At 71.7% G+C, this 15,965-nt stretch carries 14 protein-coding genes; 2 read left to right on the top strand and 12 right to left on the bottom strand.

The window, feature by feature from the left end; genetic code table 11:
• Positions 1-12 precede the first annotated feature (12 nt).
• Genes KSNIM_RS00795 through KSNIM_RS00750 form a run of 10 tightly spaced genes read right to left on the bottom strand, consistent with a single transcriptional unit; the run spans position 13 to position 9,987 of the window.
• Positions 13-1,050, bottom strand: a complete 1,038-nt coding sequence (locus KSNIM_RS00795; protein ID WP_263101240.1) for a sugar kinase — start codon at positions 1,048-1,050, stop codon at positions 13-15.
• Positions 1,047-1,676 carry a bifunctional 4-hydroxy-2-oxoglutarate aldolase/2-dehydro-3-deoxy-phosphogluconate aldolase gene (gene eda / locus KSNIM_RS00790; protein WP_263101239.1) on the bottom strand — a complete coding sequence of 210 codons (630 nt, stop codon included), beginning with the start codon at positions 1,674-1,676 and terminating at the stop codon, positions 1,047-1,049. The genes KSNIM_RS00795 and eda overlap by 4 nt, the downstream gene beginning before the upstream one ends.
• On the bottom strand, positions 1,673-2,434 hold the full coding sequence (locus KSNIM_RS00785) for an SDR family oxidoreductase (RefSeq protein ID WP_263101238.1): 762 nt from the start codon (positions 2,432-2,434) through the stop codon (positions 1,673-1,675). The genes eda and KSNIM_RS00785 overlap by 4 nt, the downstream gene beginning before the upstream one ends.
• Positions 2,431-3,474 (bottom strand): zinc-dependent alcohol dehydrogenase, encoded by a 1,044-nt coding sequence (locus tag KSNIM_RS00780; protein WP_263101237.1) that lies wholly within the window; start codon positions 3,472-3,474, stop codon positions 2,431-2,433. The genes KSNIM_RS00785 and KSNIM_RS00780 overlap by 4 nt, the downstream gene beginning before the upstream one ends.
• A complete protein-coding gene (locus KSNIM_RS00775) occupies positions 3,471-4,373 on the bottom strand; it encodes an amidohydrolase family protein (RefSeq protein ID WP_263101236.1) in 903 nt (300 codons plus the stop codon). The genes KSNIM_RS00780 and KSNIM_RS00775 overlap by 4 nt, the downstream gene beginning before the upstream one ends.
• A 35-nt stretch (positions 4,374-4,408) precedes the next feature.
• Positions 4,409-4,759: an L-rhamnose mutarotase gene (locus KSNIM_RS00770; RefSeq protein WP_263101235.1), complete on the bottom strand. Its 351-nt coding sequence runs from the start codon at positions 4,757-4,759 to the stop codon at positions 4,409-4,411.
• Positions 4,756-6,756 (bottom strand): hypothetical protein, encoded by a 2,001-nt coding sequence (locus KSNIM_RS00765; RefSeq protein WP_263101234.1) that lies wholly within the window; start codon positions 6,754-6,756, stop codon positions 4,756-4,758. Before KSNIM_RS00765 ends, KSNIM_RS00770 begins: the two co-directional genes overlap by 4 nt.
• A 30-nt stretch (positions 6,757-6,786) precedes the next feature.
• Positions 6,787-7,695: a carbohydrate ABC transporter permease gene (locus KSNIM_RS00760; RefSeq protein ID WP_263101232.1), complete on the bottom strand. Its 909-nt coding sequence runs from the start codon at positions 7,693-7,695 to the stop codon at positions 6,787-6,789.
• A gap of 55 nt (positions 7,696-7,750) precedes the next feature.
• Positions 7,751-8,659 (bottom strand): carbohydrate ABC transporter permease, encoded by a 909-nt coding sequence (locus KSNIM_RS00755; RefSeq protein ID WP_263101231.1) that lies wholly within the window; start codon positions 8,657-8,659, stop codon positions 7,751-7,753.
• Positions 8,656-9,987 (bottom strand): ABC transporter substrate-binding protein, encoded by a 1,332-nt coding sequence (locus KSNIM_RS00750; RefSeq protein WP_263101230.1) that lies wholly within the window; start codon positions 9,985-9,987, stop codon positions 8,656-8,658. Before KSNIM_RS00750 ends, KSNIM_RS00755 begins: the two co-directional genes overlap by 4 nt.
• Before the next feature lie 365 nt (positions 9,988-10,352).
• On the opposite strand from KSNIM_RS00750, the gene KSNIM_RS00745 reads away from it, so the two are divergent.
• On the top strand, positions 10,353-11,153 hold the full coding sequence (locus KSNIM_RS00745; RefSeq protein ID WP_263101229.1) for a FadR/GntR family transcriptional regulator: 801 nt from the start codon (positions 10,353-10,355) through the stop codon (positions 11,151-11,153).
• Between the two features lie 645 nt (positions 11,154-11,798).
• Here the strand turns inward: KSNIM_RS00745 and KSNIM_RS00740 are convergent.
• Positions 11,799-12,776, bottom strand: coding sequence for an ABC transporter substrate-binding protein (locus KSNIM_RS00740; RefSeq protein WP_263101228.1), 978 nt, complete (start codon positions 12,774-12,776; stop codon positions 11,799-11,801).
• 257 nt (positions 12,777-13,033) lie between these two features.
• Here KSNIM_RS00740 and KSNIM_RS00735 point away from each other — a divergent pair, with 257 nt between their 5' ends.
• Entirely contained in the window at positions 13,034-14,482 is a 1,449-nt protein-coding gene (locus KSNIM_RS00735; protein ID WP_263101227.1) for an aspartate ammonia-lyase, read from the top strand.
• Between the two features lie 88 nt (positions 14,483-14,570).
• Here the strand turns inward: KSNIM_RS00735 and KSNIM_RS00730 are convergent, their stop codons facing one another.
• Complete coding sequence (locus tag KSNIM_RS00730; RefSeq protein WP_263101226.1) at positions 14,571-15,845, bottom strand: cyanophycinase; 1,275 nt, start codon at positions 15,843-15,845, stop codon at positions 14,571-14,573.
• Positions 15,846-15,965 lie beyond the last annotated feature (120 nt).

The following is a 15,965-nucleotide window of genomic DNA, read 5'->3' as shown; positions in this document are numbered from 1 at the left end:
GTGGAGACGCCGTCAGCGTCTGACGGCGGCGGAGGCGCCGGCGACCAGTGCCTCGACCTCGCCGAGCGAGGCCATGGCGACGTCACCGGGCGTCGTCATGGTGAGGGCGCCGAGGGCCGTGCCGTAAGCGAGGGCGCGCCCCAGACCGGCACCGGCGAGCAGGCCGTGGATCAGGCCGGCGGCGAAGCCGTCGCCGGAGCCGATGCGGTCCAGGACGTGCAGTCCGGGCATCGACGGGCCGTGCACGTAACCGGTGTCGGCCGACCAGGCGGCAGAGGACCAGTCGTTCACGCCGGCCGACGGGACCTCGCGCAGGGTCGTCGCCAGCACCTGGGCCCCGGGGAGCAGACCGGCCACCGAGGCGAGCGCGTCCGGCACCTCGTCGGCGCCGAATCGGTCGGCACCGGGATGGCGACCCGCCATCCCCAGTGCGCCCACGATGACGTCGGCGTGCCGGGCGAGCCGCAGGTCGACCTGGCGTGCCCGGTCGGGTCCGCCCCGGTCGGACCACAGGCTCGGGCGGTAGTTGGGGTCGTAGGAGACGGTGAGTCCGTGGCGGCGGGCCGCCGTCATCGCCTCCTCGGCGACGTCGGCGGTGGTGTCGGACAGGCCGGCGAAGATGCCGCCGGTGTGGAACCAGCGCACGCCCGAGGCGAAGACCGCGTCCCAGTCGACGTCGCCCGTGCGCAGCTGGGACGCGGCGGTGTGGGCGCGGTCACTGACGCCGAGCGCGCCGCGGATGCCGAAGCCGCGCTCGACGAAGTTGAGGCCGTTGCGCGCGGTGCGGCCGATGCCGTCGTCGGGCACCCAGCGGATCAGGGAGGTGTCGACGCCGCCCTGGAGGATCAGGTCCTCGACCAGCCGCCCCACCTGGTTGTCGGCGAGCGCGGTGACGACGGCCGTGCGCAGGCCGAAGCAGCGACGCAGCCCGCGCACCACGTTGTACTCACCGCCGCCTTCCCACACCCGGAAGGTGCGGGCGGTGCTGATCCTGCCCTCGCCCGGGTCGAAGCGGAGCATGACCTCGCCGAGCGCCACCACATCGGTCACGGCGTCCCCACCTCCACGGCCTCGGCCGTCAGGCGGCGGATCTCGGGGTAGGCCCCGCCGTCCAGGTGCGCGGGCGTCGCCATCCAGCTGCCGCCGACGGCGAGGACCGAGGGCTCGGCGAGGTAGCCGGCCAGCTGTTCGGCGCCGATCCCGCCGGTCGGCACGAAGCGCACTCCCGGGAAGGGCGCTGCGAGCGCGCGGAGCGCCCGCAGGCCGCCGAGCGGTTCGGCGGGGAAGAGCTTGACGGTGGTGATGCCGGCCCGCAGGGCGCGCATCAGCTCGGTGGCGGTGGCGATGCCGGGCACCACGGGAACGCCCAGCTCGCGGCACGTGGCGACGACTTCCTCGTCGAGGCCGGGAGAGACGACGAAGCGTGCCCCGGCCGCCACCGCACGTTCCGCCTGCTCCGCGCCGAGGACCGTGCCGGCACCGACGGCCAGGCCGCCGTGGGCCGCCATCGCCTTGAGCACCTGCTCGGCGGCCGGGGTGCGGAAGGTGACCTCGGCGCACCTGGCGCCGCCCGCGGCGAGCGCGTCGGCCAGCGGGGCGGCCGTGGCCGGATCGGGCACGGTCAGCACCGGCATGATGCGGGCGCCGGCCAGGACGCCGGCCGGATCGGTGGTCATCGGCCCAGCCATCCGCCGTCGACGGGCAGCACGGTGCCGTGCACGTAGGCGGCGGCGTCCGAGGCCAGGAAGACGGTCGCGCCGGCCAGGTCCTCGGCCCGGCCCCACCGACCGGCCGGGATCCGCTCCAGGATCGCCCTGCTGCGCACCGGATCGCCCTGCAGTGCCCGGGTGTTGTCGGTGGCGATGTAGCCGGGCGCGATGGCGTTGACGTTGACGCCGTGCCCGGCCCACTCGTTGGCCAGCGCCTTGGTCAGGCCGGCGACGCCGTGCTTGGCGGCGGTGTAGCCGGGGACCGTGATGCCGCCCTGGAAGCTGAGCAGCGACGCGGTGAAGATGATCTTCCCCTGGCCGCGGGCGACCATCGCCGCGCCGACCGCCCGGGCGAGCGTGAACTGGGCGCTCAGGTTGACCTGGAGTACCAGGTCCCAGTCCGTGTCCGGGTGTTCGGCGGCGGGTGCGCGGCGGATGGTGCCGGCGTTGTTGACCAGGATGTCCACCGGCCGCTCGCGGCCCGCGAGGTCCGCGCCCAGGGCCCGCACGGCGTCCGGGTCGGCGAGGTCGGTGCGGATCGGCTCGAAGGTGCGGCCCGCGGCGAGGACGTCCTGCTCGACGTCGCTGCCGGTCTTCTCCAGGCTGGCGCTGACGCCGATGACGTCCGCGCCGGCCGCGGCCAGGGCGCGGGCCATGGCGCGGCCGATGCCGCGGCGGGCTCCGGTGACGACGGCGAGCCGGCCGGTCAGGTCGAAGGCGTTCATGCGCTCGCTCCCCGGGTGTCGCCGGTGCAGTCCACGAGGATCTTCATCACGTCGCCGCCGCCCTCCAGGGCCTCGAACGCCGCCTGGGCGTCGGTGAGCGGCACGACCGTGCTGATCAGCCGGTCGGCCGGGATCGTGCCGTCGGCGACCAGCGCCACCGCGTTCTCGAAGTCGGACCGGTCGTACAGGCGGGCGCCCACCAGGGTGAGTTCACGCCAGAAGAAGCGGTGCAGGTTGATCTCGCGGGGCCGGGGGTGGATCGCCACCAGGCACAGCCGGCCGCGCACGCCCAGCACCTCCACCGCGGTGTCGACGCCGGCCGCCGCACCGGAGACCTCGAACGCGACGTCCGCGCCCGCGCCCCGGGTCCACTCCTGCACCGCCTCGGTGACGTTCTCGGCGGCCGGGTCCCAGGTGGCGAGTGCCGACTCCTCGGCGAGCTTGCGGCGGTGGGCGCTCGGCTCCACCACCCGGACGTCGGCGCCGGCCGCCCGCGCCACCAGCGCGATCAGGATCCCGACCGGACCGCCGCCCACGACGACGACCCGCTCACCGGCCCGCACGCCGGCGCGTCCGACGTCGTGCACGGCCACCGCGGTGGGCTCCACCAGCGCGGCCCGGTCCAGCGGGAGCGAGTCCGGCAGCCGGATCAGCGTGTCGGCGGGCACCGTCCAGCGCTGCTGCATCGCCCCCGGCGAGTCGATGCCGATGAAGTCCAGGTGCTGGCACACGTGCTGGTGGCCGTTCAGGCACGCCGGGCAGGTGCCGTCCCAGCGCAGCGGCATCACCGTCACCGCGTCCCCGGCCCGCCAGCCCTCCACCCCGGCGCCGACCCGCACCACCCGGCCGGACATCTCGTGACCGAGGACGGCCGGTACGGCGACCCGGGCGTCCATGTCGCCGTGGAAGATGTGCAGATCGGTACCGCAGATCCCCACGTACGCGGGAGCCAGCAACACCTCACCGGGGCCGGGCTCGGCCGGCTCGACCGGAGCCGTGTCCAGCGTCCGGGCGGCCGTGTAGCGAACAGCAAGCGTCATCGTGATTCCAGAGTCTCTTCGGTACGGGTGAGGCGGTAGAAGGCGGTCGCGGTGCCCGCGAGGATCGCCGAGGTCTCGTCGGCGGAGCACCCGTCGAGCAGTTCGTGCACAGTGGCGGCCCATAGGTTCCAGCCTCCCGCGAGGTTCGCCACCGGCCAGTCCGAGCCGAACATCAGCCGGTCGGGGCCGAAGGCGCTCAGCAGGACGTCCCAGACCGGCCGGATGTCGGCGATGGTCCACCAGTCGTGGTCCGCCTCGGTGATCAGTCCCGACACCTTGCAGACCACCTGGGGATGCCCGGCCAGCCGGCGCAACCGGTGCTCCCAGTCCCCCAGTTCGCTGCGGGCGATGTCCGGCTTGCCCGCGTGGTCGAGCACCTGGGGCAGGCCGGGGAAGCGCTCGGCCAACCGGATCGCCTGGTCGAGCTGGTGGCTGCGAACGAGCACGTCGTAGCCCAGCCCGCGCTCCTGGACCGCCGCCAGGCCGCGTTCCACCTCGGCCCGCTGCAGCCACTCGGGGTCCGACTCGCCCTGGACCAGGCTGCGCAGGGAGCGGAGGTAGTTGCCGCCCGGTCCGGCGAGCAGCCGGTCGAGGTCGTCGCCGACCGCGGGGGACGTGAGGTCCACCCAGCCGACGACGGCGTCGATCAGCGGCTCCTGCGCGGCGAGCGCGAGCAGGTCCTCGGTCTCGGGCACGTCCGGGATGCACTGCACGACCACCGTGCTGTGCAGCCGGCGGCCCGCCACCTCCTGGGTGGCGGTGGAGCGCAGGTCGTCCGGGGTGAAGGTGCGGCGGATCGATGCCAGGGCGGGCTCGTCGAGCCACGATTGCGGGCGCTGGGCGAGGTCCCACAGGTGGTGGTGGGCGTCGATGAGCACGGGCGGCTCGGTGGAGGTCACGGGAGGCTCCGGGGGGTCGGTCTGGAGTGAGCGGGTCAGTCGGCGGTGGGCTGCTCGCCGGGCTCGCTCAGGTGCCAGACCTCGGGAAGGTTCGTCCACTGGCGGGAGTCGCCCCGGTCCGGGAAGGGCTCCTGGCAGGGGTCGGTGTGCGTCCACCACTCCTGGGTCACCGGGTCGGCCTCCAGCTCCGCGATGTCGGCGTCGAAGTCCTCGCCGTGGTACTCGAAGTACGCGAACAGCACGTCGCTGTGGAGGTAGATGCTGTAGTTGCGGATGTTCGCCCGGATCAGGGCCGCCTCGACCCCGGGCCACACGGCGGAGTGGAGTTTCAGGTACTCCTCGCGGTGCTCGGGCCGGAGCCTGATGGTCTGGGCGAAGCGCTTCATGCGGATTCCTCCGACGTTTCGGCGCTCGGCGCGTCGGCCGAGGTGCCGAAGGGCGAACGGTAACTGGGGGTACGGGTGCGGAGCTCCAGCCGGAGGGTCATCCGGATCCGGGTGGACGCGGGGAGCTGCACCGTCAGGTACGCGCCGTCGCAGGCCGCCTCCGCCTCGCCGACCACCGGCTCGGTGTGACCGTAGTCGTACATGTCACCGATCCAGCCCTCGTCCGTACAGGTCGTGTACCGGACGGAGGTGATGGTGTGCTCGGCGAGAGCGCCCGCCTGGACGACGACCGTCCGCTCCTGCTCGGGCGAGAGGTTGACCAGTTCGACGGTGGTCGCCTCGGGGTCGATGGAGGTGACCAGGGCGGCCACGTCCTGCGGCAGGCCCGCGCGGCGGGCCTGTGCGTCGTGGTAGCGCAGCCGGGCCTGCTGGATGCTGCCGTTGTAGAGCACCTGGGGGCCGCCCCAGGTCAGCTGGACCAGGGCCTCGGTGGCCACCGGGTTGCACTGCTGCCACACGTGGATGTCGGCCTCGTCCACGTCCAGGTCGCGGTAGCGGTCGATCCGCCGCAGCCGATGGCGCACCTGGGCCTGGGCGGCGGCGAGGATCCGCTCGGGGTAGTCGGGGTCGTCGCCGGCGAGGAAGGCGAACCAGGCCTTCTCGTGCCCGGACTCCTCCTTGGCCCGGAACGAGCGCACGGTGCTCCAGTCGAGCGGGTCCGCCTCGCGCAGCTTCTCGATGCGGACGCGGTCCTCGTCGGAGGCGCTGTGGTGCCACAGCGCGATCGGCACCGGCAGGGTGACGGGGTTGTAGTCGAACCAGCCCGAGTCGTTGTGCCGGAACGGGAGGTGCAGCGTCGGCTTGTCGAAGTCCCCGGCGAGTTCGACCGCCCACTTGGACGGGAGGCTGGAGTCCGCCTCGCTGTGTGGCATCAGCTTGGCCCGGGAGATCATCTCGTCGAGCGTGGTCCCGACCAGCGAGAGGTAGTCGTCCTCGCCGGTGGACACCGCCGCGGCGAGGGCCGCCACGCAGGCCGCGTGGCCCACGCTGTGCCAGCCGTGCGGCCAGGACCAGCCGTAGTGGCCGCCGTACCAGCGGCCTTCGAGCCGGCTGCCGACCACGCCGTCCAGGCCGACGTTGTCGGGGAGGACGCCGCCGTTCGCCTCGGTGCGCTCCCGCCAGGCGCCGACGTACTCGACGATCCAGTCGCGGTAGCGCTGCTCGCCGGACAGGATCCAGGCGTTGAGCACCAGGCCGGCCACCGCGAGGTTGACCGCGGTGTCGCCGACGCCCATCCGCTCGCGCATCTGCGCGCCGAGCCGCGGGTCCGAGTCGAGCGGGTACGGGCCGTCCTGCGCCTCGGGGAGCCATTCGAGCGGGTAGCCGTACGTCGCCGCCTCCTTCGGCAGCCACGGGTAGACGTCGCCCTCTGACAGGCCCTGCCGGCCGGGGTCACTGCCGTTGTGCGGGCGGGTGACGATGCGGGCCGAGGGGTCGTAGTTGCCGTGGACCGGGTCGACGTACAGCTCGGCGAACCGCAGGGCGCGTGTCGACCAGCGCTCGGGGTCGGCCATGCACAGGAAGTAGAGCAGCAGCAGGCTCTCGCCCTGGTGGAACCAGTCGTAGCCGCGCTCGTACTCGTCCTTGAGCATGTCCAGCTCGGTGAGGTGCTTGGTCACGCCCTCCCAGTGCTTCTCACTGGCGGCCAACAGGTCGTCGGCGCCTCCGAGCAGGTAGAGCTGGGGCCAGTTGAAGAAGACCTCGTAGAAGTCGTCCACACCGTCACGGGTGGTCAGCCGGCCGTTGTAGTTCAGCCGGCCGTCGGGGCCGGTGAAGTCCCGGGCGAACTTGCGCCAGCTGTGGTCGAGCAGGTCGAACAGCGCTCGCTGTGCCACCGCCCACCCGGGCGGTTCGAGCAGCGGCACCCCGGCCTGGATCTCGGGGAGGGGCGCCTGGGCGTCCCCGCCCGACGAGGGATCGGCGGAGCTGTGAGACATGGAGGATCTCCGATCGGGGCGGGGCGAGCACTATTCCTTGGTGGCGCCGGCGAGCATGCCGCTGACCAGGAAGCGCTGGGCGAAGAGGAAGACCACGAGCACCGGGGTGATGGCGACCAGGGTCGCGAGAGCCAGCTCCGGGCGCTCGACCGCGGCCGTGCCGGCGGCCGGGTTGAACTGCGGCACGCTGGTGAGCAGGTTGCCGACGCCGACCTGGACCGGCATCTGGTCGCTCTCGGGGAGCATCACGTAGGGCAGGAAGTAGTTGGTCCAGTTGGCGACGAAGCTGAAGAAGCCCACCAGCGCGATGACCGGGGTCGCCAGCGGCAGGGCGATCAGGCGGAAGACGCCGAACTCGGAGCAGCCGTCGATCCGGGCCGCCGCCAGCAGGTCCTTCGGCACCGCGGTGGTGAAGTAGATGTACGTCAGGTACACGCCGAAGGGGTAGAACGAGTACGGCAGGATGATCGACCACATGGTGCCGATCAGGCGCGCCGCGTTGATCTCCAGGAACAGCGGCACCACCAGCGTGGCGGTCGGCATCAGCATGACGACCAGGGTGGTGACCAGCAGGGTCTTGCGGCCGCGGAACTCGGTCATGGCCAGCGCGTACCCGGCGGGAACCGACACGCAGAGCGTGATGACCAGGGAGACGACGGCGTACAGGGCGGAGTTGCCCAGCCAGAGCAGGATCGCGCCGTCCTGGAACCCGCTCAGCGCGTGCCAGTTGTCCGCGAGCGTGCCGAAGGAGCCGAAGGAGAGCGGGTTGTCGTGGACCAGCTGCTGGTCGGTCTTGGTCGCCGCGAGGAGGAGCCAGAGCACCGGCAGGACGAAGAACACCACGAACACCGTCAGGACCGAGCCGGCCAGCAGACGGGACGACGTCTGGCTCACGGACCGGGGGGCCCGCCGCGACGTCCGGCGTACGGTTCGGCTCATGGCGCTCGGGTCCCGTTCGGTACGGGGCGCGGTGGCGGTCGGGAGGGCGGAAGTCTCAGTCGGCATCGAAGAACCTCGATCGTGCGACGAAGACGCCGGCGACCGACACGCTCACGACCAGGAGCTCCATCGAGACCGCGGCGGCGCCGTTGATGTTGTCCATCTGGAAGGCGAAGTCGTAGGTCAGCTGGTTGAGCGAGTAGTCGCGACCGGCCACGCCCACGCTGGCCAGGGAGAGCAGCTGCGGCTCGACGAAGAGCTGGGCGCCGCCCGCGAAGGCCAGGATCACCATGTAGACGATCCACTTGCGGAGCATCGGGATCTGCACGTGCCAGGCGGTCTTCCAGGCACCCGCGCCGTCGATCCGCGCGGCTTCCAGGACGTCGCCGGGAATGTTGTTCAGCGCGCCGTACATGACGACGATCCAGCCGCCCGCGCCGGTCCAGAACGCGATGACGGTGAACAGCACCGGCAGGTTGCCCGGGGCGATGACCTGGCCGAAGGTGTCGAACCCCAGCGCCTCCAGCAGCGAACTGACCGGGCTCACCGTCGGGTCGAGCATGAACAGCCACACCAGCACGCTCGCGGCGCCCGCCAGCGCCCCGGGGATGTAGTACAGGAAGCGGAGCGCCTGGCTGATCCGACCGGAGGACAGGCGGTGCAGCAGCAGCGCCAGGCCCACCACGAACACCACCAGCGAGACCAGCCAGAACAGCAGGTAGAGCGCCACGTGGCCGAGCGCGTCCACGAACCGGAAGTCCTGCGCCGTGGTCACGAAGTTGCTGAAGCCGGTGAACGTGCCGCCCGCGTCGGTGAACGCGAACCAGATCGCGTAGCCGATCGGGAGGACGCCGAAGGCGACCAGGAGGAGTACGTAGCCGGCGACGAAGGCCGGGCCGGCCCAGCCCCGGCCGGCGCCGCGGGGGCGCCGGCCGGATCCGACCGGGGAGACGGTGGCGGTCACTGCGAGACCTTGTAGCCGAACGACTGGGCGTGCTTGCCGATCGCGTCCTGCCAGGCGGGCAGCTGGGAGACGATGGTCTGCCCCTGGGTCAGGCCCGGCTTGACCGTGGCGGCCCAGATCGCCTCCTGGCTGAACTGGCCCGAGCCCCAGCCCGGCCACACCTGGGAGGAGGCGTCCTTCAGGGCGCCGAGGTCACCGACGAAGTAGCCGGAGGCGGCCTGCGCCTTCAGCCAGTTCTCGGCCGCGGGCGCGTACGCCGGGAAGCCCGGGGCCTTCTCGCCCTGGTAGGCGTTGTCGGTGGTGACCCACTTCAGGAAGTCGGTGGCCGCCTTCAGGTGGGCCGAGTGCTGGGACAGCAGCCAGGTGCCGCCGCCGACGTTGCCGGTGGACGGCGAGGTGTCGCCCTGCCACTGCGGCATCGGGGCCACCGCGATCGTCTTGTCCGCGGTCTTCAGCGTGTCCTTGAACACCGCGCCGCCGTACCACGCCGGGCCGGGCATCAGCAGGACCTTGTCGGCCTGGTTCTTGGCGAAGTCGGTGCTGAAGACGCCGCTGACCGACATGGACTTGTTCTTGATCAGCCCGTCCATCAGCTTGGCCATCTTGGTGCAGTTCTCACCGCCGGTGTTGGCCGTGACGGCCTTGGGACCGGTGATGTGGTTGGCCTCGCACTTGCTCGCCCAGAGGTAGATCTCGGGGGTGTAGGAGTCGCCCGCGTCACCCACCAGGTAGCCCGGGTGCTCGGCGGCCACCTTCTCGCCCAGCTGCTGGTACTCCTCCCAGGTCTTCGGGACGGTGTAGCCGAACTGCTGCAGCAGCGGAGCGTTGTACCAGAGCACCGCCTGCGAGAGGTCGTTGCGCAGGCAGTAGACGGTGCCGTTGACCGTGCAGACGTCGTTGGCGCCCTTGGCGAACCGGCCCAGGGTGTCGGCCGGGATCAGGCCCTTGTCGAGCGGCGCGGCGAACCCGGCGTCGACCGCCCAGGTGGCCTCGTTGTTCTGGGAGCTGAAGACGACGTCCGGCCAGCCCTTGCCGGTCCGGTTGAACAGCTGGACCTTGGTCTGGAGGTAGTTGGACCCGTTGGCGTCACCGTCGTAGGTGACGATGTCGAGCTTCACCTCGGGGTGCAGCTCCTGGTACTGCTTCGCGGCGGGCAGACGGGTCGCGTCGACCCAGACCGTCACCGCGCCGTCCGTCTGCGCCACCTGGGCGAAGCCGTCCTTGGTGGTCTTCTCCGGCGTCGAGCCACCACAGGCGGACACCGCCATCGCCAAGGTCGCAGCGCAGGCCGCGAACAGTACCGCTCGTCTCTTGCTGGGCACGCTCATGAGTGACTCCACTGCAGTGACCCCGAACAGGGTCGGGAGGTGGGGGTGGGGGTGACGCCGGCCGTCCAGGTCGCGCGTCGAGTGTCGAGGACCGGCGTCCCGCTGCCGCCCTCGGGGATTAATTAGCCGCCCTATCGACAGACTCGTCAAGGGTTCAAGCATGCCGATTCGAAACAGCTTTGGGCTGATGGCCCGCCTGTGAGTCGTCATTGTGTGGAGTTAGGCCCAGCTTGTCTGCTTTCGTTCCACGCCCGGTGTCGCCGTCTCCGGTGAAATGAGTAGCACTCATAACTCTCTGCGCTAGGATTGAGTCGGCTCCACAGCGATCAGTCGCCCTCGCGCACGTCATCCCGGAGGCAGGAACGATGAACGACACGCCCACGACCGAGGCCGCCCTGCCTGCGCAGGCCTCTCCCGCCGCCGCGGCAGCGGGGAACGGCCCAGGCGAGGGGCGCCGCGACTACCGCCCCGGCTACGAGATCGTCTCGGAGCAGATCCTCGAGTTCATCGCCGGGGAGGGCCTGGTGCCGGGCGACCGGCTGCCCACCGAGCACGATCTGGCCAAGACGCTCAACACCAGCCGGGCGGTGGTGCGGGAGGCCGTGAAGATCCTCTCGGCCCTCGGCCGGGTCCGGGCCCACAAGGGACGCGGCCTGTTCGTCGCCGACGACGAGGGCATGCTCATCACCAGCCGCTGGGGCGGCTTCTTCCGGCCGGTCGACCTCGACCACGTCCTGATGCTCTTCGAATTCCGCAAGGTCCAGGAGACCGCCGCCGCCAGCCTCGCGGCCACCCGCGCCACCCCCGCCGAGCTGCGGACCATCGAGGTCGCCACGCAGCAGTGCCGGCACGGGGTCCTCCACGGGCAGGTCGACGTGTTCAACCAGGCGGACGACGACTTCCACACCGCCGTGGCCACCGCCGCGCACAACGCCTTCCTGCTCAGCGCCGTCCGCGACGCCCGCCGCCTGCAGCGGCAGTCCAGCGCCATCGGCATCCACGACATGCTCGGCGCGGCCGCCGAGGCAGCGGTCGAGGAGCACGAGGCGATCTACCGGGCCATTCGCGACGGTCGCCCCGAGGACGCCGCCGCGGCCACGGTCGTGCACCTCGACCGGACGCTGGAGGACTACCGCCGGGAGATCCAGCGCCGCCTGTTCGGCTGACGGAACGCCAGAGACGCCCGGTGTCGACGAACGACCGACACCGGGCACTCCGCATGCCCGGTCAGGAGACGGGCGGGGCCTGGAACCGGCGCCGGGCGGTGGAAGGGCATGCGCACTCTGCCCCCCCGATCCTGGCCACCCTCCTCTCCCCACCGGCCCGGCCGGGCTCGCGGAGGTGCGGTTGCGGCGGGCAGAGCCGCCGGCGCCCGCAGAGCCGGACCCGTCGCCGCCGAGGCCCTGTCCGCCGTCCGGCAAACCGGATCCGGCGGCACGGTGATCGTCCGTGTGGACAGCCGGTTCTACGTGGCCAAGCTGGGCAGATCAGTGGACACGCTCCTCGTCCCCGCGGCCCCGCACAGCCCGCCGCTGCTCGCCCCCGGCTCCCGCACACACTCCGGCCGCCGCTCCGGCGGCGTTCAGCGGCCCGGCCGAGTTGGACCGGACGCCGTGGGGTGAGCTCGTCACCGGCGCCCCGCAGCCCTGTGTCCGCTGCGGCCGCCCCACCCCGTACCGCGCGGCCGGCCAGCCGATGCACGTGGGCGGATTCTGCGCCCCTGTCCCCACTGCTGCTGTCCCCGCCATGGAACAGCCCCGGGGGCGTGCCGGTGCAGGGCACGCCCCCGGAGGCAGGCACTGCTGACTCGATCAGTCGAGGGCGCCGTTGATTGTCGCCTGCTGGATGGCGATGTTCGGGACGTGGTAGGCGTCGAGGATCTTCTTGTAGGAGCCGTCGTCCATCAGGGACTGGAGTGCCGCCCGGACGGCCTCCTTGAGGCCCGGTGCCGACTTCGAGATGCCGATGCCGATGGGCGACGCGCTGGTCGGGCCGACCGCCTCCTTGCCGGTGACGGTGTCGAAAGCGGTGCCGTTGTCGGCGGTGTCGGCGACGAAGGCCGCGGTGACCTCGTCGAGGAAGTCGGCGGAGACCTTGCCCGAGCGCAGGGCGAGTTGGGCCTCGGAGTCCTTGGGGAACGCCAGTACGGTGATGGCCGGCTTGCCCTGCTGCTTGCACAGCTCCTGCCGCTGCTCGAGGATCTTCTGGTGGTTGGTGCCGGTCTGGACCGACACGCTCTTGCCGCAGACGTCCGTGACGACCTTGATGCCATCCGGGTTGCCCTTGCGCACCAGCCACCCGGGACCCGCGTTGACGTAGTCGACGAAGTCGACCGCCTGCTGACGCTCCTTCTTGTCCGTCATCGCCGACATCACGGCGTCGAACTTGCCGGCCTGGACGGCCGGCAGCAGGCCGTCGAACTTCTGGGCGGTGAACTCGAACTTCACGCCCAGCCGGGCGCCGATCGCCTGGCCGAGGTCGTGGTCGATGCCCGTGATCTCCTTGCTGCCCTCGGAGACGTACATCTCGAACGGCGGGTACGGCACGTCGGTGGCGACCCGCACCTTGCCGGCCTTGCGGATCGTCTCGGGGAGCGTGGCGGTGAGCTTCCCGTCCGCCGAGATCGGCACGCCCTTGACCGTCACCGGGGCGGACGGTGCGGCGGCGGCCGGAGCCGCGTCCGAGGACTTGCCGGAGGAGCTGGAACAGGCGCTGAGCGACAGTGCGGAGGAGGCCAGCGCGAGGGTGACCGCCGCGTGGCGGAGCAGGGGGGAGCGGAAGGAGGTCATGGGGTGCCCTCTGTCGAAGGAGGAAGGGGAGGCGCGCCGTCATCGGCGCGAAGCAAAAGTTACATCCGTGCGTAGAAGTGAGTGAATGTATTGAGCATTACGTTCTGGCAACGGCGCATTCCCGCGGGTGGGAGCAGCGCTCGGCCTGGTGTGGAGGGTGACTTCACAGTCCGTGCGCGTTACACGTGGACTCAACACGGCAGGTCTTGTAACTTTCGATACATTGCTTTGGCTCCCGACCCACCTGGACTCCCTTCATGACCAGCACCAGCGGCCACTCCTTCTCACCACCATCCTTCGAAGGCCGCGGATCCCTGCGAACCGAGCACGACCTGATCGGCGACCGCGACCTCCCGGCCGACGCCTACATCGGCATCCACACGCTGCGAGCCGTCGAGAACTTCCCGCTCAGCGGCATCCCGCTGTCCGCCCACCCCGAACTCGTGTCCGCGCTCGCCTCCGTCAAGCAGGCCGCCGCCCTCGCGAACCGCGATCTGGGCGTCCTCGACCCGGAACGGGCCGAGGCCATCGCTCGCGCCTGCGAGGAGATCCGGGAAGGCGCCCTCCACGACCACTTCCTCGTCGACGTCCTCCAGGGCGGCGCCGGCACCTCGACCAACATGAACGCCAACGAGGTCGTCGCCAACCGCGCGCTGGACTTCATCGGGGCGGCGCGCGGCGACTACGCCCGCCTCAGCCCCAACGACCACGTCAATCTCGGGCAGAGCACCAACGACGCCTACCCCACCGCCGTGAAGACAGCGCTGTACACGGCCGCCCGCGGACTGAGCCTCGCCCAGGGCGTCCTGGCGGACGCCTTCGCCGACCGCGCCCACGCGTTCGCCGACGTCGTCAAACTCGGCCGCACCCAGCTGCAGGACGCCGTCCCCATGACGCTCGGTCAGGAGTTCGCGGCCTTCGCCCTCGGGGTGCGCGACGACACGGCAGCGATCGAGCACGCCGCCCGCGCCCTGTGCGAGATCAACATGGGCGGCACCGCCATCGGCACGGGTCTCAACACCCATCCCGGCTTCGCGGAGGCGTGCACCGGCCACCTCGCCCGCGTCACCGGCATACCGGTACGGCCGGCCCGCGACCTCGTCGAGGCCACCCAGGGCGTCGGAGCGTTCATCGAACTCTCCGGCGCCCTCAGGCGGTTCGCGCTCCGCCTGGTCAAGGTCTGCAACGACCTGCGCCTGCTCGCCTCCGGTCCGCAGGCGGGCTTCGCCGAGATCCGGCTGCCCGAACTCCAGGCGGGGTCCAGCATCATGCCCGGGAAGGTCAACCCGGTGATCCCCGAGGCCGTCACCCAGGTCTGCTACGACGCCATCGGCGCCGACGCGGCCGTCGCCATGGCCGCCCAAGCCGGCCAGCTGCAGCTCAACGCCTTCGAGCCGCTGATCGCCCACGTCCTCCTCACCGCCCTGCGACGCATGACCGCCGCCTGCAGGCTGCTGGCCGAGCGCTGCGTGGCCGGCATCGAGGCCGATGCGGAGCGCACCTACGCCCACGCCAGCGGCTCCGCGGTCCTCGCCACCGCGCTGAACCCGGTGATCGGCTACCGCAGGTCCACCGAACTCGCCCGCCGCTGCGTCGTGGAGCGCCGCACGGTGCGCGATCTCGCGGGAGAGGCGCGCGTGCTGCCTTCCGAGCAACTCGACGGCATCCTCGATCCGCGCCGCCTGACCGGGCTCCAGCCGGACTGACGGCACGCCGGGCGCCGGGGCGCCGAACGGGCCGGGCTGGCGCGCCGCACGGCGCACCGGCCCGGTTCCGCGGTCGGACCGGGGAAGCTCAGTAGACGTACAGGTGGGTGGTGAGGTTGGTGAAGGACACGGCGGTGCCGCTCCTCCACGCCTGGTAGCCCGTGCCCTTGGTGAGGTCGGCCTCGAAGGTGGGGCCGCTCTCGTAGCTGATGCCGTACTGGTAGGTGCTGCGGCCGGCGTCGACGAGCTCCCTGGCCATGGTGACCATCTGGTAGGGGTGGTCGGTGGAGGAGTCGGGCGAGGAGAAGACGTCGCTCCAGCGACTGCCGACGCTGCCGCCGCCCGGTGCGTAGCCCGGCTTGGTGGAGGACGCCGTCCACGTGGCGGGGGTGTAGGTGTCGCCGCCGGTCAGGTAGCTCCACTTGACGTCGTCGATCGACCAGTAGCCGCTGTGGGTGCCGACGGTGGCGGTGCGGAGGTCGAAGACGGAGACGCCGTTGGTGCCGACGACGGCGTCGGTCTCGTTGGCGGAGCCGGGGTTGGTCACGACGAGTGCGGTGTCCTCGTCGATGCCGAAGGCGCGGGTGTGGGCGGTGTCGGCCGCCAGTCGGGTGAGGCGTCCCTGGCGGCCGCGGGCGGCGAAGTGGGTGTCGAGCAGGCCGGAGGTGAAGAAGTTGAAGCCGCCCGCGGGCCGGTAGGTGAGGTCGTCGGGGTGGCTGCTGCTGACGGTGGTGTAGGAGCCGTAGCGCAGCGCGTCCCAGCTCTCGCCTCCGGTGACCATGTCGCGGCCGTTGGCGATGGTGGTGCCGGCGCTGGTGCCCATGACGGCGGCGCCGGCGGTGAACCTGGCGCGGATGGCCGCCAGGGCGGGGGAGTCGCTGTTGTCGCTCTTGAGCAGGGTGGTGACCAGGCGGCTCTGGTCGCCTCCGCCGAAGAAGAAGCCGGTCATCGAGTTGATCTGGTTGATGACGCTCTGGCTGGAGTTGTTGGCGATGTGGTCCAGGTCGATGGGGATCCACTGGGCGTCCGCGGCGCCGTAGGTGTTCTTCAGCAGGTCGACGTAGTAGGTGCCGTTGCAGACCGAGTTGCTGCAGGTGGCGGGGTCGCCCGCGTGGGGGTCGTCGGCGGGGACGTCGGAGGCGGCGGTGATGACGCCGATCCGTGCGCCGCTCCCGCCGGCCTTGGTGAGGAACGTTCCGTAGACCGCGGAGTTGGTGGGGGCGACCGCGCCGCCGGCGAGCACCAGGCTGCCGGTGATCGGGGCGGCGTGCGCGGCCTGGGCGGGGGCGAGCAGCGCCAGGGCGAGCGCGGCGGCGCCCGCCAGGGGGGCGGTGCGGACGGCGGGACGTACGGACACGGACATGCGTGCTCCTGGGGGAGGCCGGCCCGGAGTCGTGGGGCGGGGCCGGCGATGTGGGGGCCTGCCCCGGGCGTACGGCCCGGGGCAGGGGAGTGCCGCCGACGGGGGAGCGGCGGCGCGCCG

This window comes from Kitasatospora sp. DSM 101779, from assembly GCF_025655475.1.
Taxonomy (GTDB): domain Bacteria; phylum Actinomycetota; class Actinomycetes; order Streptomycetales; family Streptomycetaceae; genus Kitasatospora.
This window is presented reverse-complemented; position numbering and strand designations above follow the sequence as displayed.